Here is a 21,569-nt window from a genome sequence, read left to right on the forward strand (position 1 = left end):
AGTTTTTATCCTTTTTATGGGTTTTTTGAAAACATGACAGATGAAAAGTTAAAGAACCAAATGTGGGGTGGACGATTTATTGCAGGACCTGCTGCAATTATGAAAGAAATTAACGCCTCAATTGATTTTGATCAAAAACTTTATCGGCAAGATATTGAAGGGTCTCTTGCACACGTTGCGATGTTAGCGCAAACAAAGATTATTTCACAGTCGGATTATGAAAAAATTGTTCATGGCTTAGAGCTTATTCGTCAAGAAATTGAGGATGGTACATTTATTTTTTCACGAAAACTTGAAGATATTCATATGAATATTGAAGCGCGACTGAGTGAATTGATTGGTCCAGTTGCGGGGCGTTTGCATACGGCTCGCTCACGCAATGATCAAGTTGCTGTTGATTTTCGTTTATGGGTTCGTGAGGCATCACAGAGAATAGCGCAGGCTTTAAAAACATTGATAGAACAACTGCTTGTTCGAGCAGAACAACATATTGATAGCTTTATGCCAGGCTTTACACATTTACAGTTGGCACAGCCTGTAACATTTGGTCATTATATGATGGCTTATGTTGAAATGTTTGGTCGAGATTTATCGCGGATGCGTGATGCGATTGAGAGAATGAACGAATCACCGTTAGGGGTGGCAGCTTTGGCAGGAACAAGCTTTCCGATTGATCGTTTTATGACAGCAAAAGCGTTGGGTTTTCGTGAGCCAACACGCAATTCAATTGATAGTGTTTCTGATCGTGATTTTGCCTTGGAGTTTTTAAGCGTTGGTGCTCTTTGTGCAATGCATCTTTCACGTTTGGCGGAAGAAATTGTTCTTTGGTCAAGTGAACAGTTTCATTTTATCCGTTTATCGGATGCTTTTTCAACGGGTTCATCTATTATGCCGCAAAAGAGAAATCCTGATGCAGCAGAACTTGTCCGTGCCAAATGTGGACGATTAAATGGTGCGCTCATTGGTTTGTTAACAGTGATGAAAGGATTGCCTCTTGCCTATTCAAAAGATATGCAAGAAGATAAAGAATATGTGTTTGATGGCGCTTTGAATTTAGAGTTATCGTTGGCAGCCATGACAGGGATGATTAGTGATTTGCAGGTTAATAAAGAGGCTATGAAGCAAGCAGCTGATTCTGGTTATGCAACGGCAACGGATTTTGCTGAGTGGCTTGTGCGTGAATTAGGGATTCCTTTTCGTGAGGCACATCATATTACAGGACGGGCTGTGATGTTAGCAGAAAAAAAACAGTGCCGCCTTAATGATTTGGCATTAAATGAACTTCAATTGATATGTCCAGATATTCGTGCAGAAATTTTTGATGTTTTAACGGTTGAAAAATCAGTTAAAAGTCGTACAAACTTTGGTGGCACAGCGCCTTCAGAAGTGCTTTATCAAATTGTCTATTGGAAAAAGCGCCTTGTTACAGCTTAAAATGGCTGAATTGTAAATCCAAAGCAATAAAGAGAAATATCAATAGGAGAAAAAAGGGCATATGGAAATCAATTTAAAGAAGTTAACAATTGTCCTTTTGGGGGGTGTTGTTATTGTTGGATGTGGGCGTAAAGGACCATTGGAAATGCCTATGCCAAGTGCAGAAAAGTCTGTACAGGGGGATTCGGTTGTAAAAAAGGAAAAAGATAAACCTTTTATTCTTGATCGCTTGATAAAATAGGAGGAAAGGGTGGATTTTTTCTCTTATCATCAAGGTATACTTCATGTTGAAGGTCTTTCGCTTGCTGCTCTGACGCAAGAGGTGGAGACGCCCTTTTATTGCTATTCGGCTAATGCAGTGGTTACACGTTTTAAGGATTACCAAAAGGCATTTCAAGGGATGCCGTGTTTGATTGCTTATGCGGTTAAAGCCAATTCTAACCAAGCTGTTTTACAGCTTTTATCAGCAAATGGATCAGGGGCTGATGTGGTATCAGAAGGTGAATTACGGCGTGCACTTGCTGTTGGTATTCCTGCACATCGTATTGTTTATTCCGGCGTTGGTAAAACAGTCAAAGAGATAGACTTTGCTCTTGCTCAGGATATTTATTGCTTTAACATAGAATCAGAACCTGAATTGGAACAATTGTCACAACGTGCTGTAGCGCTTTCGAAAACGGCACATGTTTCATTGCGCATTAATCCAGATGTTGATGCAAAAACGCATAAGAAAATTACAACGGGAAAATCTGAGAATAAATTTGGTATTCCTTTGCTGCATGCAAGAGAAGCCTATAAAAAAGCCGCTTCATTACCAGGATTGCATGTTTGTGGTGTCGATATGCATATTGGCAGTCAGATCTGTGATTTAAAACCATTTGAGGAGGCATTTCTTATTATATCCGATTTGGTGCGTCAATTATGGAGCGATGGTTATGCAATAATGCATATCGATATCGGAGGGGGACTTGGTATTCCATATGGGAATGAGCAGCAGGTTGTGCCTTCTTGCTTTGATTATGCAGAACTTGTGAAAAAATATATTGCTCCTTTGGGAATCAATATTGTTATGGAACCAGGGCGTAGCATTGTGGGTGAAGCGGGTGTGTTGGTGACATCTGTTCTCTATTTAAAAAAGGGAGAGGGTAAAAATTTCGTTATTGTTGATGCAGCAATGAATGATCTTATGCGGCCAACACTCTATGATGCTTGGCAAAATGTGGTGCTTGTGAAACAAGCGTCAGAGGATTCAACGCTTATTCGTGCGGATATTGTTGGTTCAGTTTGTGAAACTGGCGATTATTTAGCATTGGATCGCTTAATACCAGTTTTGGCACCAGGTGATCTTTTAGCGGTGACGGGAACGGGAGCATATGGTGCGGTAATGGCAAGTACCTATAATAGCCGGCTTTTGGTGCCGGAAGTTCTTGTTCAGGATACACGCTATGCTGTTATTCGTCCACGTCTTGATTATAAACAGTTGATAGGATGTGATCATATTCCAAATTGGATCAAGTCGCATTAAGTGTTTTTAGTCTTACTTTTACTAAACTTTTATGAAATGATTTATTTTCTGAAAATTATTTTGTGAGGGTTTTATCTCTCAATATCATAAAATATCTTCTTTCAGTATGGTAATATAAGGTACATTTATGCAGATTGAAAATACAATGTCATCTCTGTTTGATTTCGGTTTTCTTTTGCATCAGCCACGTGTAAAAGTGTGAAATTGAACAAAATATTCAGAGTAGGATTTTCTTGATAATTATATTGAAGTGAATCACATAAGTGATCAGAAGGTCAAATAAACTGAGAAAAACCAATCTCATTAAAGATTGGTGGGGGTGAGAGCCTTTATTCTTTCGAAAAAGGAAGAAGTTAGGATTTTTATGCACCGCTGCAAAAGGGGACAAGCTCTTGTCTATGAAAAATGAAAACATCGAAAGTTTTGCAAGGATAAAGCTTTTGTGCGTGCGCGTTTTGATGTGGTTTATCCTCTCGTTTGAGCGCATATGGCTATGTTTGTTGCCATTTTTCATGGTTGTTAGTCTTTTTTGTTCGCTTAGTTGGTTGGGCGTTTTTGGCAATCTGAGCTATTGGGTACATTTGCTTTTACTTGGGCTTGTGCTTCTTTTGGGTGTGGGGAGTTTATTTTTTCTTATTCCTTTTCGATTTCCCACAATGAGGGACGTTAATCAGCGCCTTGAACGAGAAAATGATCTGAAAAATCAGCCTTTAAGTGTTCAAAAAGATTATTTAGATTCTGATGATAATGAAGATTTTCGTGCAATTGTTTGGCGTGAACATCAACGCCGCATGGTAAGGCAGCTATATCATTTAAAAACAGGGTTTATTTACCCCAATAGTGTAGCGCGTGATCCGCTTGCTTTGAGGGCTATCTGTGTTCTTCTTTTTGTGTGCGCGTTTGGTTTTTCTTTTGGATCGCGAGGAGGACGTTTGGCAGATGCGTTTGATTTTCGTCCGATTGTCGATGAGGCATCAATACGGATTGATGCTTGGGTAACGCCACCTGCTTATACCGGTGTTGCGCCTATTTATTTAACGAAAGATCAAAAAAAACAGTGGGAAATTCCTGAAGGAAGTCATGTGGTAGTGCGTGCTGTCAACGGTGTTGGAATGACAGTAAAAGCGATCTCTGAAGAGAATGCGCGTGAAGTTTTGTTTTCAAAGAAAAACGAAACTACATCTTTAAGTCATCCAATTGTTCACTTTGAAACACATTTAAAACATTCAATGACTTTGTTTGTTTCATCACGTCATAAGCAACAGCAGTGGCATTTGCAGATGATTAAGGATCAAAAACCAACAATTCGTTGGCGGGAAAAACCTGGGCGGATTTTGACAGGGTCGTTAGAGCTTCAGTATGATCTTGATGATGATTATGGAGTGACGAAGGCTTTTGTTGAAATAGAACCTCTTTTTAATCAACAAACTGCTTTTTCTCTTTATAAGGCGCCTGAAATTAAGCTGCTTCTACCACGTGGTGGAAAAGGTAAAATGCGAACTGTACAAGATGTATCAGCGCATCCATGGGCTGGTTCCAAAGTCAAAATTACTTTGGTGGCAGAAGATGGTGCTGGACAACAAGGTCGGAGCAAAACTTTTGTTATGACCTTGCCACAGCGTGTTTTTTCTAGTCCTGTTGCGCGTGCAGTGAGTGAATTGCGTCGTTTGCTTGCTCTTGATCCTGCTGTAAAAGAGCGTGTGCTTGATATGCTTGCGGCTTTACTTGTACGTCCGAAAGAGGGAGTGCGAAATACCATACATTTTCTTGTTTTGCAGAGTGCATGGACAAGACTTTCTATGGCCGAGACGGAAGATGATTTGCGCGGTATGGTCGACTATTTATGGCAGATTGCTTTGGGTATTGAAGGTAATCAGCTTGAATCTGCCCAGAAAAATTTAAAACAAGCACAGGCTGCGTTACGTGATGCACTTCGTTATGGGGCGCCAGCTTCGGAAATTGAGCGGCTTATGACAGATTTACGGCAGGCTATGGATGAATATATTCATGCTTTGGCTGAAAAAGCACAAGACAATAATACATCGAACACCAAAAAGTCTCGTCGCCCCAATCTTTCAGAAGAGTCATTAGAGGAAAAACTGAATTTGATTGAAGAAATGGCAAAGATGGGCTCTTCTTTAGCGGCGGAGCAGCTGTTGGCTGAAGTTGAGCAGACCCTTGATCATTTGAAAGTGCAAAAAGGAAATCAAAATGGAGAGAAATATCAGAGTCAATCTGAAAAAATGAAAGAAAAAATGGATCAGCTTGGAGATTTTATGCGTCGTCAGCAAGAGATTCTCAATGAAACGCACAAGTTAGAAATGGAACAGCAACGTGGAGAAGCTGTGCCAGAAGAGCAGCAAAAATCTTTAAAAAAACGTCAAGCTGAACTGCAGTCTGAATTATCAATGTTAGAAAAAGAATTATCAGCGCAAGGGTTTGAGCCAAATGATGCATTCAAAGAAGCAGAAGAAAAAATGAATGAAGCAAAAGATGCTCTTGATCATGGCAACAATAAAATGTCTATGCAAAATCAGGCAGATGCTTTGGAAGCTTTGCGAAAAGGTGCGCAAAATGTTTTAGAAAAAATGCGTAAAAAGCTTAACGAAAGTGGAGATGATCAAGATGCTGGTGCTGGCTCTAAAGATCCATTGGGACGTCCACTTTCTTCACAAAAAGATCAAAAAGAGCAAGAAGGTGAGGCGGTGCCAAAAGAAAGTGAGCAAATGCGTGCACGGCAAATTTTGGAAGAAATTCGCAAACTTCTCAGTAAAGAGCATATTTCAGAAGAAGAAAAAAACTATCTCGAAAGGTTACTTCGTTTTAATTAATCATTTTATTCTTTTTATAGTTATAAAAAAGTACGTTGAAATTTTATATATGTTATAAAATTCAAAATAATAACTATATTTAAAGTGCTATCTGAAGTTATCATAAAAATATCTGTATGCTTTTTTATTTGGCTTTAAAATGTGAAATATGAAATTTTGACATTGTGGAAAAAGGAGAGAGGTCCATATAAGTGGGATATATGAGAAGTCTATGATTTTTGAAGTTTTTTTCTACATGGTATGTTGAGTTGGATATAGTCACGCTGAGAAATTTTTATGCTTCTACACTTGGACTCCGTGTGCAGAAGACATTGTGTGAACAATTAAATTTATGGTGGCCCGATCTTTTTGATAAACGCGTTATGGGGTTTGGGTATGCGCTTCCTTATCTTTCTGTGTTGCGTACACGTGCGCAACAATGTTTCGCTTTTATGCCTGCTTCTCAGGGGGCTTCATCTTGGCCTTGTGCTCATAAAGTTGCAACAGCACTCGTTTTTGAAGAAGACTTGCCACTTTCTGATGCTTCGGTCGATTGTGTCTTATTGGTCCATGCGCTTGAATATACAGAAAACTCATTTGAGACTCTCAATGAAATATGGCGTGTTTTAGTACCTCATGGCAGTTTGATTGTTATTGTTCCTAATCGCTCGGGACTTTGGGCACGTAACACCTCTACGCCCTTTGGTTATGGTGAACCTTATAGTCGGCAACAAATTATTCGTTTGTTTGAAAAAACAAATTTTATTTCTGGATCGGTGCAAGAAATGGTATATTATACACCGTCCTCAGGTTATGCCTCACAGGTGTTTTCATTTTTTTATGAGCCATTTGCACGTTATCTTTTACCTTACTTTGGTGGGCTTTTAATATGTCAGGCGCAGAAACGTGTTTATCAAGGTTTGCCTGTGCAGCGCCGTCAATCGCGGCGTGTTTTTATTCCTGCATTGTCGTCTCAAGTCTATGAACGTTCTACTCATCTTGTTGCGAATTCTATCTTACGAGAGGGATCTCGTGAAGGTCATCATGCAAAATTTATTGGGCATTACTATCTTTATTGATGTTAGGTGCAGATGGGAACTTTATTTTCTCACTTTAGATTACAACTGTTTTTATATCTAGATGATTTATGAAAAGCATATTTAAGTCTTATTTTAAAAGTTTTTTACTTCACAGCATAATGACATATTATATGCGATATGTGAGAAAATAGTCTTGAACAATTTATTATAAGACGGAGTTAAAACAGAAAGGGCTATTTTCTGTTTTCCTTTAAGTTGTAAATGACATGTTATATAGTTAATATTCTATATCGCTTTTAGTTTTATTGTCTTTTAATGAAAGGTTAAAAGCGTAATTTTTTTAACAGTCAATGTTGGAAAAATGCTAAAGATTTAAACGATAGCCGCTTTGATCGGTAATTAGAATTTGTGCGTTGGAAGGGTCTTTTTCGATTTTTTGTCGTAAACGATAAATATGGGTCTCTAGAGTATGGGTAACAATGTTTTCATTATACCCCCAAATTTTTTCTAATAGTGTTTCACGGCTTACAATTTCATCATTGGTATTATAAAGATATTTAAGAATTGCTGCTTCTTTTTCTGTAAGGTGTGTTTTGTTTCCATGTTGATCTAAGAGAAGCTTTTGTCCAGGTTTAAAATTATAGGGACCTATATAAAAAACTGTATCGCTATTTTGCTCATATTGGCGCAATTGGACACGGATTCGTGCTAATAATACTGCAAAGCGAAAAGGTTTTATCACATAATCATTAGCACCTGTTTCAAGATCTAAAAGGGTATCGCAGTCTGTATCTTGGTTTGTGATTATAATAATAGGAGCACGAAATCTTTGAGAGCGTAATTTTCCAATTGCTTCCTGACTATTCGTAGCTGATTGTTCAATGCCCCAAATAGCGAGATCAATATTGTTTTTTTGGATGGTTGTTATTCCTTCTTGGGCTGTTATTGTCTGAAATACATCGAATTCTTTGTGCATTTTCAATTGTTCTACCAGAATAGAACGCAGATCATCGTCTTTTTCAACGATTAAGAGGGTATAGCGATTCATTTTTTTCCTTATAAGATACTATGTTAATATATCTCTTAGCAGTATTGGCAAAAAGCCGTTTCATGAAAAATAAAAATCCACGCAAAAGAAATTAAAAACCTTTTAAAATGCATTTTTTGTTATTATATACCAGTACGCAATGTTATTGTATGTGAAATATTTTATTTTTTATAAAAACCATTTTTATTCCATTGGGTGGGGGGAATTTCACTTTTTAAGTGCCAAGAAGACGATCATTCCTTAATAGAGACACGCTATTTAAGAGAACTTTTAGGGATAATTTAACGTTTCTTTTCATGTTTTTTTCATTTTCTTCGAGTGTCGTATAAGCAGTACGATGTCGATCGTAATTTCTTAGTGTGGTTTATTTAGGGTAAAAGTGTTGAAAAATGGATCGTGAAGATAGGATGTGGACGATTGTTTGAGTTTTGGATTGAAATATCATCCAATGAAAAATGGTAAAAAAGAATGCCATTTTTCTATTGAGTATGAGAGAATTGTAGGTTTAAAAAAGGATATCTTGCATTTGCTCCTTGCGGTATGGAACGCTTTTTTCGCGTATTAGCCATAAAGAGTATTGTTTTAAGATAAAATCATTTCCCTTTTGAGTTTGCTCATCAAACAGATCTCTTTCCATTCATCTTCTGTTACGGGTTGTACGGATAAGCGACTGGAATTAACCAGAACCATATTTTCTAGTTTTGGGTTTGCTTTAATCTGTTTTAAGGAAACGGGTATTGGCATATCATAAAGGGCACGGATATCGACACATTCCCAGCGTGGATCAGCTGTTGTAGAATCAGGATGTGCTTCAGCACATACTTCTACAATTCCTACGATTTCTAAACCTTGATTTGAGTGATAAAAAAAGCCTTTATCACCGTATTTCATGGCGCGCATATTGTTACGTGCTTGATAATTGCGTATACCATTCCATTCCTCGCCATCAGCACCCCTTTGTTTCTGCATGTCCCATGACCATTTATGGGGTTCAGATTTAAAAAGCCAATAAGCCATGAACTCTCCTTTTTATAGGTTTTCATATGAAAGAGGTGTCTTTTATATGTATAGCAGCCTTAGCTATGGTGTTTGATTTAAAATCGGGTAAAGAATGCACATGATCAATTTATATACTCTTTGTTGAGTAATAGCAAAATTATGGTCAGATAATACTATTTGTTTTGTAGATTGTTTGCAGACATTTTATCTTGCACTCATTTTAGGAGAGAAGATGTGCAGGTGATTTGGGGAATAAGCATTAGAATGAATCATTAGGCATAAAATTTTTGTTTATTTTTTGACTTTTGTTTAGAAAGATTAGTTTATGATTGGGTTAAGTTAAAAAATGCTGTGAGGGGGATTATTGCTTATAACCTTAAAGAGTATCATGATCATATGGACAGATAAGACATTAGATGAGGGTGCTTTATATTTTTCTTTATCAGCAAGGTAGCCTCATTTATTTTTGTTATGCTTTTGTTCCACGGCGTCCCATCCCGATGAGGGGGGGGGATTTTTCATCCAATGGCCAGCGTGAGCGAGGGGCAATATCAAGCGAGCTTGTTTCTCCCCGTGCCAATTTTTGAGCACCAGCAAAAGCAATCATTGCAGCATTGTCGGTACATAAGGAAAGGGGGGGGGCTATAAATTCAAAACCATGTTGATGGGCAAGCTCTTGTAATGTCAATCGAATGGCTTGGTTGGCGGCTACTCCCCCTGCAACAACCAAAGCAGGAGGATGCTGCTCTTTATCATGAGGGAGGGGATATTGCTGAGTAAAATATTGCAGAGCTAAATGAACGCGATCATGGACAGTATCCGTTACCGCTGCTTGAAAACTGGCTGCAATATCAGCAATATCGCTTTCTGTGAGAGGTGCCATGGCCGTTGCCGCTTGTCGAACAGCTGTTTTGAGACCAGAAAAAGAAAAGTCTAACCGTTTTTCACCTTTTAAAGGTCGTGGAAGAGGGATACGATTTTTATCGCCTAATAAAGCAGCTTTTTCAAGTGCTGGACCGCCAGGATAAGGAAGGCCTAAAAGTTTTGCTGTTTTATCAAAAGCTTCTCCTAAGGCATCGTCAATAGTGGTTCCTAAGCGCTGATAATTCCCTACTTCGTGAACGAGAACGGTTTGTGTATGCCCCCCTGAGACTAACAGCAATAGATAAGGAAAAGAAATGTTATGCGTTAGTACGGCTGTTAAAGCATGCCCTTCTAGATGATTGACAGCAATAAAAGGTTTTCCCGTAGCAAGAGAGAGCGCTTTTGCAGTCATCACGCCTACTAAAAGTCCTCCTATTAAACCAGGACCACTTGTGGCTGCAATAGCGTCAATATCGTTTAATTTTGTGTTTGCTTCTGTCAGTGCTTTCAGAATTAAGCTATCGAGAATTTCAACATGAGCACGGGCAGCAATTTCAGGAACAACACCACCGTAAGGGGCGTGATGGTCAATTTGACTCCAAACAATATTGGAGAGAATACGGCTTTTTCTTTCATTGTTATATTCAACAACAGCAGCAGCCGTTTCATCGCAACTTGTTTCTATTCCTAACAGGCGCATTTCACATAAAACCTTATGTTAAAAATTCTTGTCTCAGCTGGGTAGCACGGACCATTAAAGATGGAAAGACTTCTCTTAAAATTGATTTTTCTACGCAAAAATTCATGCTTTATGCTTATCATTTAAAATAAGGATATAAGTTGACTAAGAATGAAGCTATATCTTTCGTATAAAATACGAATATATTTTCAGTTTTTTATTCATAAAAGTATATAATTTAAAATCTTTTCATTAAAGATGTAGTGTTAAAAAATGCGATAGAGCTATAATATTTGTAAAAAAACTTTAAAGTAAAATTTGCTATTTCGTAAATACCGAACTTTTTAAAGCTTTTTTCATTTTGTTATTTTACCATTAAGAAAAATTGTGCAAAAGTGATAAAAATGGTCGATTCTTCAAAACCAAAAATTAAATCACATTATTCTGGTAACCGTCGTAAAAAAACTGTTATTGAGCATGAAAATGTGAACCAGGATCCAGAGGAAATAACGCAAAACTCAGCAGAATTGGATTCAGTAGAAAAAAAGGATGAGCAAAGTGCGCAGACGCAGTATATGCTTTATGTAACTTGGCTTTCCTTGCTTATTTCAGGAATTTTGGGTGGTCTTATTGCTTTGGGGCTTTTGATTGGGCTTCAATGGGCTGGTGTTCTTTCTGATTCTTTGGTGAAACATCATACTGGAACGGAGAAGGTTTTACAAATTGCTGAAAAAGTAAAAAGTCAAGGCGAAGAAACAAGAGAGCAATTGAGGCATGCGCTTCAAGAAATTGATGATTTGAAGACAAAGTTTTCTTCTTTTTCAGCTCAACGAATTGAAACGATTCACAGTGATGAAGTATCACAAAGGGAAAATGAAAAGGCTTTTACTGTTTTAGAAGAAAAAGTGAAAAGTCTTGAAGGGGCCGCGCAAACATTTTTGGAAATTTCAAAAGATATAGAAACCGCTTTATCCGTTGGACAAAGCAATGCGGATACTCTTGCTGTATTAAAGCAACAGTTGGCGGCTATGCAGGAAGAAGTTTCTGCTAAAATGAGTTCAAAAAAAGAGATGAATACTGCGTTGTTTGTTGCAATTACTTCGTTGAAAAATGCTGTAGAGCGTGGTGGATCTTATAGCGATGAATTAAAGTTGTTGGAGAAACTTGCCCCTTCAATTGATGGACTTGATTTGTTGCAAAAGACAGCCACAATTGGCCTTCCAAGTTCTGCACAGCTTGCCGTTGACTTTTCTTATGTTGCAGATGCTATTGTTGCCACGCAAAATCATTTTGCTCCAGATGCTCCTTTTTTTAAACGGGTTTTGGCATGGATGAAAGGTCTCATTGTTTCACGGCCGATTGGAAATGTTGAAGGTATGACACTAGGCGCGATTGCGGCGCGGATGGAAGTTGCTATTCAGGCAGGTGATTATGAAAAAGCTTTGAGTGAATGGCAAACATTGCCTCAAAATGCAAAAGCTGTTTCAGCGGATTTTATTCACAAGCTTGAAACACGCATTACTATTCATCAATTTTTTCAAAAGTTGTTGGTGTCTGTGCAGCAAGGATCTTTTAAGGCAACAAAAATGTAAATAGGCTGAAGATGATACGTGTTTTTATTTATAGTTTTGTTGTATGCATGCTCGGTTTAGCATTTGGGTGGGTTGCTCATTATTATAATGGTGTTTTTGTTCTGACATTTTTGCATTTTCGTTTTTCTGCTTCATTGCTTACGATTTTAAGTGTGCTTATTTTATTTTTCGCAGCTTTGGTGTTTTTAGGATGGTGTCTTTATGTGCTTTTTTCTGTGCCTCGCACCCTCTCCAATTATTTTTATCAACGCAATAAAAAACGTGGTTATGATGCTCTGTCCAAAGGGATTCTTGCTGCTTTTGCAGGTGATGGTGTTTTAGCACAACAAATGGAGGCACGTGTTGAAAAATATCTTGTAGATCTCCATGAGCCGTTGGTAAAGTTCCTAAAAGCGCAAACCTTGTCTTTGCAAAATAACTCTGTCTCTGCCATTACTCTTTATGAGGAGATGAGAAAAGAAACATCGACAAAGTTAGCTGCACTTTACGGTTTGTTTTGCGAAGCTATAAAGAGCAAAGCACATGAAGCTGCACAGCAATATGCAGAAGAAGCGCTCACTTTATCGCCGGCACTTTCTTGGGCTCAGCAAGCTGTTCTTGATCACCTTGGTATGAGGGGAGAGTGGGACAAAGCTCTTGCTATTTTTGAGCGTGCGCAAAAAGCTCTACCACGTTCCATTCGATCAACGAGAGAGTATCAACATACAAAGGCTTTGCTGTTAAGTGGTCAAGCGCTTCATATGTTTGAAACACATCCAGCACAAGCGCGTGCGGCTATTTTAAAAGCGCATAAATTGGAGCCTGATTTTATTCCAATTACAGCCATTGCTGCTGATATCCTCTATAAATTAAATGAAACGCGTAAAGCTGATAAAATGATTATAACGGCTTGGCAAAAGGAGCCTCATCCTGATTTGAGTGCGCTTTATCTTGAAAGAGAAGGGGCTTCTGTTGAGCGATTAAAAAAAGCGAAGACTCTTGCTTCTTATAATAAAGATACATTTGAATCGACTTTTCTTATTGCCAAAGCTGCTTTGGATGCGAGTGAATTTGTGCTTGCAAAAGAACAGGCAAAAAAGGCGCTTCAGTATCATCCACGCGAGAGTGTTTATTTATTGTTGGCAGATATTGAAGAGGCACAGGGCAATCATCAGGGAGCGGTGCGTCAATGGCTTTCTTTAGCACTTCGCGCTGAGCGTGATCCCGTATGGATGTGTGATGGCACAGTTTTCCCTTCTTGGTCGGCGGTTTCTCCAATCAGTGGACGATTGGGTTGCTTTGAATGGAAAGCACCTCTGCATATGACTCCTTTTACATTAGAAGTTGCCAATATTGTGCCCAAAAAACAAGATAAAGAAGATATTATAGGCGGGAATACTGGTGTTGAAGATAAAAGATCTGAAAAGTTTTCTTCTGTAAAGGCTGCCCTTTTGTATAATACGCAGGAAGAAAGACAAGACACAAAAAAACAAGATGTAACGACATTGAGCCAAACCCACTTAAATGTTGATGATCCTGGGGTTCAAATAGAACAAGAGGGGGCACATGTGTCAAAAAAAAGATTTAAATTATTTTAAAAAGAGAATTATAGTATACATTGTTCACTAAAATTATTTTCTCATGTGTAAGAAGTAAAACCTTATTGAATGGTAGAAGCGATTAATTAAAAAATGTTTTTAAATCAAAGGTGTTTGGGTAAAAAGCAGGAGAATAGTGAACCGAGAATTGCGGTGGTTACTCATCGTCGGTCGGTATATACTGGTCGCTTGGGGGAATTTTTGCAAAAAAAAGGTTTTATTCTTGATATTTATCATCCTATTTTGGGACAGAAACTCCCCGATACATTGGAGCAGTATGCTGGTGTCGTCATTTTAGGGGGGCCGATGAGTGTTAATGATAGTGATGCATATATTGGTAAGGAAATTGATTGGATTTCTTTGTCATTGAAAGAAAATAAGCCTTTTTTGGGTATTTGTCTTGGAGCGCAAATGTTAGCACGAAATATAGGAGGGCGTGTTCATACAAGAAGTGATGGGACTGTTGAGGTTGGTTGGTATCCATTAGAAGCAACCTCACAAGGGAAAGAATTGATGGATTGGCCAGAAATGGTCTATCATTTTCATGATGAAGGTATTTATGATTTACCTAAAGAGGCAGAGCTTTTGGCAACAGGGCGAACATATCCTACGCAAGCTTTTCGTTACGGAAAAAACGCATGGGGTGTACAATTTCATGCTGAATTCACACGTGCTATGATGCGAAGCTTGGTTGTACGTTTGGCACATAAGTTGACTGAAAAAGGGGCACAACCTGCTTCCGCGCACTTGAAAGGTCGTTTACTCTATGATCAGGTTTTGAGTCAGTGGTTTGAAAATGCATTGCAGCAGATTTTTTGTACGTCTGCTATACATGTGTAAGAGTTAAAAGCTTTTATCACCACAAGATAAGGGAAAATTGATTTTGTCACTATTTTATATATTAAAATCCATACGAAAAAATCTTGCTTTCAGTTATTTTCTTGGTGGGTTTGTTTGTCTTGTTTTAATCCTCATTTATAGTTCACTCTGGTTTTTTTTTCACGTAAAATAGAGAATCATGTTTCTGCTCTATTTGCAAAAGCACGTGCTCATGATATGGCGGTGGTATGTGAGCATCTGCGAAAAGATGGTTATCCATTGCGTATTGGGGTTGCTTGTGATCAGTTTCAGTTTGCTTGGCCTTTGCGCGGGCTTTCTGCATCATCTGGACACTTAACAATTGGTACGCCAACTTATGCGCCTCATTTGTTAGAGTTTAATGTTCATTCTCCTGCATCAATTGTTATCTCTGGAAAAACCCCGATCGTTTCGCATTGGCGCAATCTGGCCATTGAAACAGAGCCTTATCAGAGAATGAGTAAGACGTTTAAATTGATGGTGGAAGGCCTTGAAATTTCTACCATGACCTCATCGCTTGAAGATCAAAACCGGCAAGGAAAATTTGAAACACAGATCAAAAACAAAGGGATTATGCAAAAAAGTGTTGGAAATCAGGAATCTTCTGAAGATGCGTTGAATGTGACAGTGCCTTCATTAGACTCTGTATCCTCAAAAATGACAGCGGAGTTTTTACGGTTTGATCTTAAACAAGAGGAAAATCATTTATCAGGGCGTCTTACCTTTGATGATTTAGATCCCTCGATGTTTTTTTCGCCTTATCTTATTGATTTTCCAAAAGTTGATGGACATTTGAAATGGACTTTCGATGATGTCTCTCATCTATTGAAAAATAGAGGAGGCAGTTGGAAACAGCATTTGTACGGGAAGAGTGGTGTTTTAAAGAGTGGAGAATTGGCTTTTCATACGGGTGGTGTCTTGCGTGCTAGTGGGCCTTTTTCCTTTGATGATAAAGGATATTTGACTGCAAAATTTGAGCTTATCGTTGTTAAGCATATGGAGCTTCTTACAACTATGCAGCGTTTGTTTCCTGAGCAAGCAAATAATCTGCAAGCATTATTCTTTGTTGTGGGTGCTATGCCTAAAAATGCAGATGGATTTCCCGTTGTTATTTTGCATATTTCCCATGGGTGGATGAAGTTAGGTTTTTTAAAACTTGGACGTCTTGCACCGCTTTAAAATTTAAAAACGACGGTTTAAAACTGCATCATCAATTTTTCTGTAAAGATTGAGACAAGTTTTTGTTTTGGAATGCTATGCTTAAAAGCTTCGGTGGCTTTTTCGTTATTGCCTCATAGATTACCCATGAGGTGGGCAAGACCTGCTTTTTTAAAACTTGAAGGTCTTGCCTCACTTTGAAATTTGAAAACATTATTTTAAAGTTGCGCAATCATACCTGCAGCAAAGGTAAAGCGAGAAATGTTGAGATCATTTTCAATAAGGGCACCGATGCGATTTGTTACATTATGAATTTGATCTTCTTTTGTTTTACTCCAAGCTGTAAATGGATCCTCTTTTTCTCCATAATTTTTCAGAACTTTTATGACAATTTTCCGTAAACTTTCGGCAATATTTTCTTTCGCTTGGCTTAAGGCCATACTGTCATAATAATCCACTACTGGTATTGTTCGACTTGCTTCATTAATACGGTTTATACGCATGATTTGAGCAAGTGAGAAGTAAATTTCTGCAGTTTTAATAAGGTCACTGTTGCTTTGTTTTGCCATTAAAGAAATATCACAAATTATTGGAGCAGCCTCCAAGAGAGCCAATTGTTTGGCTAAAGCTTTTGGTGCGCCGTCTTCACTATAACGTATTGTTTTTTCTTGAATTTTTTGATTGATATCTTTGTTATTGGAATCTGTAAGCTGCTTTTCAATAATAGTACGGGCTTCTTTTATTGTTTTCACAAGGTCTTCTAATGAAGTTGTGAGATCCATATTACGCAGTCCCCAATTTGTTGTTTCAAAGAGCATTGAAGTAATGGCTGCATAGAATTTATTTTGGATAAGTCCGGGTATTTTATTATCAAGCTTGTCAATTTGATTAGACAATTGAGATATTTCAAAACCATCGCATAATGTAATGAAAACACGAATGATATTTTCAACCTTTTGTTCTGTTGCATCTCGTAGACGACTAACAAAAGTTGGTCCTCCACGATTTACAATATCGTTAGCAAGGAATGTTGCAATAATATTACGGCGCAACCGATGCTGAATAACTTCTTTCTCAAAGTTTTTTTGAATTTGAGTAGGAAAATAATTCAATAAAATTGAATCAAAATAATGATCATCAATGATAGCGCTATGAGCGATTTCTTCTTTGAGGGTTAATTTAGCATATGCCAAAATAACGGCAAGCTCTGGGCGCATAAGCCCCTGACCTTGTGCGGATCTTTGTCGTAGAACTTGTTCATCAGGGAGAATCTCAACTCTACGATCTAGAAGTTTTTTCTGTTCTAAATCGTGCATGAAGCGCATTTGATAAGGTAAATCAACAACGCTTTGGCTTTCAGCTAAAGAGAGTGCAAGAGGTTGCAAATAATTGTTGCGCAAGACCAATTGCTCAACTTGCGGGGTCATTTTTTTCAAAATTTCATTACGATCTTCGCGGGTAAGTGTTTTTGCACGAAGCGCTGATGCTAGAACAATTTTGATATTGACCTCAATATCTGAACAATTAACACCTGCGGAGTTATCAATGGCATCTGTATTGCAGCGACCACCGTTTAAAACATATTCAATGCGACCACGTTGTGTAACGCCAAGATTAGCCCCTTCACCAATGATTTTTGCACGGACTTGTTCACCTGTAATGCGTAATGCATCGTTGGCGCGGTCTCCGACTTGTGCATCGGTTTCTGTCGTGGCGCGGATATAAGTACCAATACCGCCAAACCATAAAAGATCAACGGGCGCTTTAAGAATGGCAGAGATAATTTCAAAAGGTGTTCCCGTTTGCTTTTCAAAGCCAATAGCTTTTGCTGCTTCGGGTGAGAGTGTAATGGTTTTCACTGTGCGTGAGAAAATGCCACCACCCTTTGATAGTTTTTTCTGGTTATAATCTTGCCAACTTGAACGAGGAAGTTGAAAGAGGCGCAAACGTTCTGCATAGCTTTCAGCTATATTGGGATCTGGGTCGATAAAGATATCGCGGTGATCAAAGGCGGCTATAAGTTTTGTTTGTTTGGAAAGAAGCATTCCATTGCCGAAAACATCGCCAGACATGTCGCCAACACCGACACAGGTGAAGGGGGTTGTTTGAATATCGTGATTAAAAAGTTCTCGAAAATGCCTTTTAACGGCTTCCCATGCGCCTTTCGCTGTAATTCCAATAGCCTTATGATCATAGCCTGTTGACCCCCCAGAAGCAAAAGCATCGTCGAGCCAAAAATGATTCTCTTGGCTGATGGCGTTAGCTGTATCAGAAAATGTTGCCGTACCTTTGTCGGCAGCGACAACAAAATAAGGATCATGGGAATCATGACAGATGACGTCATGAGGAGCCTTTACTTTATCGTTAACCAGATTGTCGGTAATGGAGAGTAAAGCCGTGATAAAGTCGATATAAGCTTGTCGTGCAGCTTCTATGATAACTCCACGATCATTCGTTTGTGGAAGGCGATGAGGATAAAAACCACCTTTTGCGCCAACTGGGACAATAACGGCATTTTTAACTTGTTGAGCTTTGACTAAGCTGAGTATTTCAGTACGATAATCGAGGGCGCGATCAGACCAACGAATTCCGCCACGGGCAATAGGACCAAAGCGCAAATGAACCCCCTCGACCTCTGGTCCATAAACAAAAATTTCTCGATAGGGGCGTGGTTCAGGTAAACCTTCAATGTGGCGTGGATTTAATTTGGTGGCTAAAATGCGTCGTGGGTGACCATTTTCAAGAGGGGTAAAGGCATTGGTTCGTAAACTTGCATCAATAAGATTGCGATAACGACGTAAGATGAGATCATCATCTAAACCGGAAACTTTCTGTAATTTTTCTTCAATACGTTTTTGAATCACCGATAGGTTTTTTTCACGCTCTTTTTCTGTATGGCTTTGATGAAATTTTAAATGAAATAAAGCATAAAGATCTTGAGTAATCTCAGGATAGGCGTTTAAAGTTTGGGCAACGCGATCTTGTGAATAAGGAATTCCAGCTTGTTGGAGATAGCGCCCATAATGGCGCAAGATAACAATTTCACGCCAATTAAGTCCAGCTGTTTGCGTTAAAGCATTAAAGGCATCATTATCAGCATCGTGAGACCAAATAGCTTCGAAGGTTTCAGCATGTTTTTGACCTTCTTCTTTGGAATCAATGCTCAACTCAAAAGCACTTTCTAGTTGCATGTCATGAAGATATACAGAATATCCATTGCTATCCGGCAATTCAAGTGTTTGTTCAGCAATCACCCGAAAACCCATATTTTCAAGAAGTGGAACGCGCTTAGAAAGGGCGAGTGCTTCATGGCGGTGAAAGAGTCGGAGAGAAATGTTTTGTTTTTCTTTTTTATGCGTATGAGAAAAAGTAACAAAAAGTGGTTTTTGATCATGGAGACTTAAAATATATCCAGCATCTTCAATGGCATTTTCAGCTGTAAATAAGTCTCGATAACTGTTGGGAAACTGGCTCGCCAAACGTATTTGTTGTTCTGTTGCTTTGTGGGTGAGAGCAATATTTTGAATACATTCTTCCCAATTTCGTACGATAGAATGCACATGTTGTTCAAGTATGCTACGTTCAATAACAGGAGCACTTTCATTTCCTTTGCGGTGAATGATATAATGAACGCGTGTGAGGGTACTTTCCAAAAAGAGTGGATAGGATTCAAAAAAATTACCCTTATAGAGCTCAACAAAATATTGTCCAATTTTTTCACGGATATTTCCACGATACTGGTCACGCGGTACATAGACAAAAATAGATACAAAACGCCCAAAAGAATCGGTATGGGCTAGAACGCGTAGACGTGGTCGTTCGTCTAACTGCATGATAAGTTTGGCGTTTTCTGTTAATGTATCAACGTCGGAGCGAAATATCTCATCTCTTGGGTAGGTTTCTAAAACACTGATAAGTGCTTTTCCGGAATAGTCAGCACGACCATATCCAAGACGTTGAATAATAGTGTTGGCTTTTTCTTTTAAGAAAGGGATTTGCAAAATAGAGCGCGTGTAAGCTGAGGAAGTAAACAACCCTACAATGCGCAGCTCTCCACACAGCTTGCCTTCTTTATCAAAGAGTTTCAGACCAATATAATCAAGCCAAACAGAACGGTGGATTTTTGAACGGCTATTGGCTTTTGTGACAATCAATAGGTTATCACTTTCCATAAAAGAGAAGATTTCTTGGGGAGGTTCTTCTACGCGTGCATCGCCAATAATACGAATAGAGGCATCGGTAAGAATACCCAGTTCAATGTTGCTGGCTGTAAAGGCTTTCGCGGGGGCTTGGTCTTTGGTGAAATTATAAGTGCGCATGCCAAGAAAAATGAAATTATCGTCCATCAACCAATTGAGAAATTTAACAGCTTGTTCACTTTCTTGTTTGTAGTGTGCGGGAAGGTTTGTTTGGTAGGCATGAATATGCTTTTTAACCTCTTCAAGCATAGGGTGCCAGTCGCGCACAGCAGCATTGACTTGTTCTAGAACCAAAATAAGCTCATCTTTAAGCTTTTGTATCTGTTGTTTGTCTAAGGATTCGATGTGGATTTGCATCAGGCTGATGCGCTGTCCTTCGTCACAGTCAAGGACGGGATGGGCAATCAAATAAATATGGTTTTTATGCTGATTAAAGACATTTAAAATGGAATCAAGGAGGAAGGGCTTATTGTCGTTGACGAGTGTAATAACCGTTATAGGTTTGTTGTTACGGGTTAGGTTTTGTTCAAAGTGTATAGTGCTTTCGCCTGTCTTATGGAGATTAAAAGTATCAATTGCGATAGCGGTGGCTTTTTGGAGCTCTTTTTTTTCGTAACAAATGATATCTTCTTTATCAGTATGAGCAAAAAGAATTTCTTCTATTTTAGTTTGGTGACTTTTTTGTTCTGATTTTTGTTGTTTTAACACAGTGATTTCCCTTTTGCTCTGAAGTGTTTTCTTAATAGAAAAATAATTCTTTATGCTCTAATGTAGCACCTTCTTTTACAAGTGAATAGTTATTTATTGGAAAAGGTGTGCTTGTTCCATCTTATAGTAACAATATAGTTTACTGAGGAAAGATCTTGCGATGATGAAGACACGTTCTTAATATTTTTTATAGTCATTTGTTCTTAAAAATATATATAATGAAAGTAAGTCATCAATGATACGTTTACCTGAAAGACTGTTAAGCGGTTACCGATCTTTTATCAAAAATCACTTTTCACATAAGACATTACATTATCAGCAATTAGCAACTGAGGGACAAAAGCCTGAGGTATTGGTTATTGCTTGTTGTGATTCACGGGCTGTGCCAGAAGTCATTTTTGATGCTAAGCCAGGTGAAATTTTTACTTTGCGCAACGTGGCTAATTTGGTTCCTCCTTTTTCTCCTGATAATCAATATCATGCAACATCAGCAGCTATTGAATATGCTGTGCAACTGTTGGAAGTTAAGCATATTGTGGTTTTTGGTCATGCTCATTGTGGGGGGGTGAGCACTGCTGTTAAGGGAACATGTCGGTCTTTATCGTCAAATGATTTTGTGGGACAATGGATAAGTCTTTTAGCACAAGCAGCGCAGGAAATTGCAGGCAATGAGTCGTTGACTGAGCAAGGACAACAGACCGCATTAGAACAGCTTTCCATCCATCATTCATTGAAAAATTTAGAAACATTTCCTTGGATAAAGGCACGCAGAGGTCAGGGGCTTTTAACACTTCATGGGGTTTGGTTTGATATTTCAACTGGTGAATTATGGAATATAGAACAGGAAACAGGTTGCTTTACACGTGTTCAGGTTGAGAGTTAAGAGGTATAATATTTGCTATCTTTTAAGGGGTATTGTATGATAAATCTTGACAAAGGTAGGGTTTTATTGTTTGAAAGAGCGAGCTTTCAGTGACAAAATTAACTTGGAGCCACCGACTGAGACCCCAACGATAAGGGTATAAAGAGATCTCAGAGGTCAACGCCCGACGGCGCGATGCGTTCTCGGGTGCCACTT

Annotated in this window: 14 protein-coding genes; 10 read left to right on the plus strand and 4 right to left on the minus strand. The window is 38.5% G+C overall.

The features are described 5' to 3' along the window. Positions 1–33 precede the first annotated feature (33 nt). The 5 genes from argH (at position 34) to ABID23_RS00960 (ending at position 6,848) form a co-directional block, all read left to right on the plus strand. The gene (gene argH, locus ABID23_RS00940) at positions 34–1,434 is read left to right on the plus strand and encodes an argininosuccinate lyase (protein ID WP_354188401.1); all 1,401 of its coding nucleotides are present in this window, start codon (positions 34–36) and stop codon (positions 1,432–1,434) included. A gap of 61 nt (positions 1,435–1,495) precedes the next feature. Next, positions 1,496–1,675 carry an LPS translocon maturation chaperone LptM gene (gene lptM, locus ABID23_RS00945; protein WP_354188403.1) on the plus strand — a complete coding sequence of 60 codons (180 nt, stop codon included), beginning with the start codon at positions 1,496–1,498 and terminating at the stop codon, positions 1,673–1,675. A gap of 9 nt (positions 1,676–1,684) precedes the next feature. Then, on the plus strand, positions 1,685–2,959 hold the full coding sequence (lysA, locus tag ABID23_RS00950) for a diaminopimelate decarboxylase (RefSeq protein ID WP_354188405.1): 1,275 nt from the start codon (positions 1,685–1,687) through the stop codon (positions 2,957–2,959). A 398-nt stretch (positions 2,960–3,357) separates the two neighbouring features. Beyond that, on the plus strand, positions 3,358–5,790 hold the full coding sequence (locus tag ABID23_RS00955) for a TIGR02302 family protein (protein ID WP_354188407.1): 2,433 nt from the start codon (positions 3,358–3,360) through the stop codon (positions 5,788–5,790). A 218-nt stretch (positions 5,791–6,008) separates the two neighbouring features. Further along, positions 6,009–6,848: a class I SAM-dependent methyltransferase gene (locus ABID23_RS00960; protein ID WP_354188409.1), complete on the plus strand. Its 840-nt coding sequence runs from the start codon at positions 6,009–6,011 to the stop codon at positions 6,846–6,848. 325 nt (positions 6,849–7,173) lie between these two features. Here the strand turns inward: ABID23_RS00960 and ABID23_RS00965 are convergent, their stop codons facing one another. The 3 genes from ABID23_RS00965 to tsaD form a co-directional block, all read right to left on the minus strand. Then, positions 7,174–7,857 (minus strand): response regulator transcription factor, encoded by a 684-nt coding sequence (locus ABID23_RS00965; RefSeq protein ID WP_354188411.1) that lies wholly within the window; start codon positions 7,855–7,857, stop codon positions 7,174–7,176. A gap of 582 nt (positions 7,858–8,439) precedes the next feature. After that, positions 8,440–8,874 (minus strand): EVE domain-containing protein, encoded by a 435-nt coding sequence (locus ABID23_RS00970; protein WP_354188413.1) that lies wholly within the window; start codon positions 8,872–8,874, stop codon positions 8,440–8,442. A 451-nt stretch (positions 8,875–9,325) separates the two neighbouring features. Further along, entirely contained in the window at positions 9,326–10,420 is a 1,095-nt protein-coding gene (gene tsaD, locus ABID23_RS00975; protein WP_354188415.1) for a tRNA (adenosine(37)-N6)-threonylcarbamoyltransferase complex transferase subunit TsaD, read from the minus strand. 383 nt (positions 10,421–10,803) lie between these two features. Between tsaD and ABID23_RS00980 the strand changes: the two genes are divergently transcribed. The 4 genes from ABID23_RS00980 to ABID23_RS00995 all read left to right on the plus strand — a co-directional run bounded on the left by ABID23_RS00980 (position 10,804) and on the right by ABID23_RS00995 (position 15,605). Next, entirely contained in the window at positions 10,804–11,991 is a 1,188-nt protein-coding gene (locus ABID23_RS00980) for a COG4223 family protein (RefSeq protein ID WP_354188417.1), read from the plus strand. Between the two features lie 11 nt (positions 11,992–12,002). Next, entirely contained in the window at positions 12,003–13,568 is a 1,566-nt protein-coding gene (locus ABID23_RS00985) for a heme biosynthesis protein HemY (protein ID WP_354188419.1), read from the plus strand. Positions 13,569–13,661: 93 nt separating this feature from the next. Next, entirely contained in the window at positions 13,662–14,408 is a 747-nt protein-coding gene (locus ABID23_RS00990) for a glutamine amidotransferase (protein ID WP_354188421.1), read from the plus strand. A gap of 147 nt (positions 14,409–14,555) precedes the next feature. Continuing rightward, entirely contained in the window at positions 14,556–15,605 is a 1,050-nt protein-coding gene (locus ABID23_RS00995; RefSeq protein WP_354188691.1) for a DUF2125 domain-containing protein, read from the plus strand. A 197-nt stretch (positions 15,606–15,802) separates the two neighbouring features. Here the strand turns inward: ABID23_RS00995 and ABID23_RS01000 are convergent, their stop codons facing one another. Continuing rightward, complete coding sequence (locus tag ABID23_RS01000; protein ID WP_354188423.1) at positions 15,803–20,491, minus strand: NAD-glutamate dehydrogenase; 4,689 nt, start codon at positions 20,489–20,491, stop codon at positions 15,803–15,805. Positions 20,492–20,726: 235 nt separating this feature from the next. On the opposite strand from ABID23_RS01000, the gene ABID23_RS01005 reads away from it, so the two are divergent. Beyond that, positions 20,727–21,374: a carbonic anhydrase gene (locus tag ABID23_RS01005; protein ID WP_354188425.1), complete on the plus strand. Its 648-nt coding sequence runs from the start codon at positions 20,727–20,729 to the stop codon at positions 21,372–21,374. The last annotated feature ends 195 nt before the right edge of the window (positions 21,375–21,569 follow it).

The organism is Bartonella silvatica (assembly GCF_040545155.1).
GTDB lineage: Bacteria > Pseudomonadota > Alphaproteobacteria > Rhizobiales > Rhizobiaceae > Bartonella > Bartonella silvatica.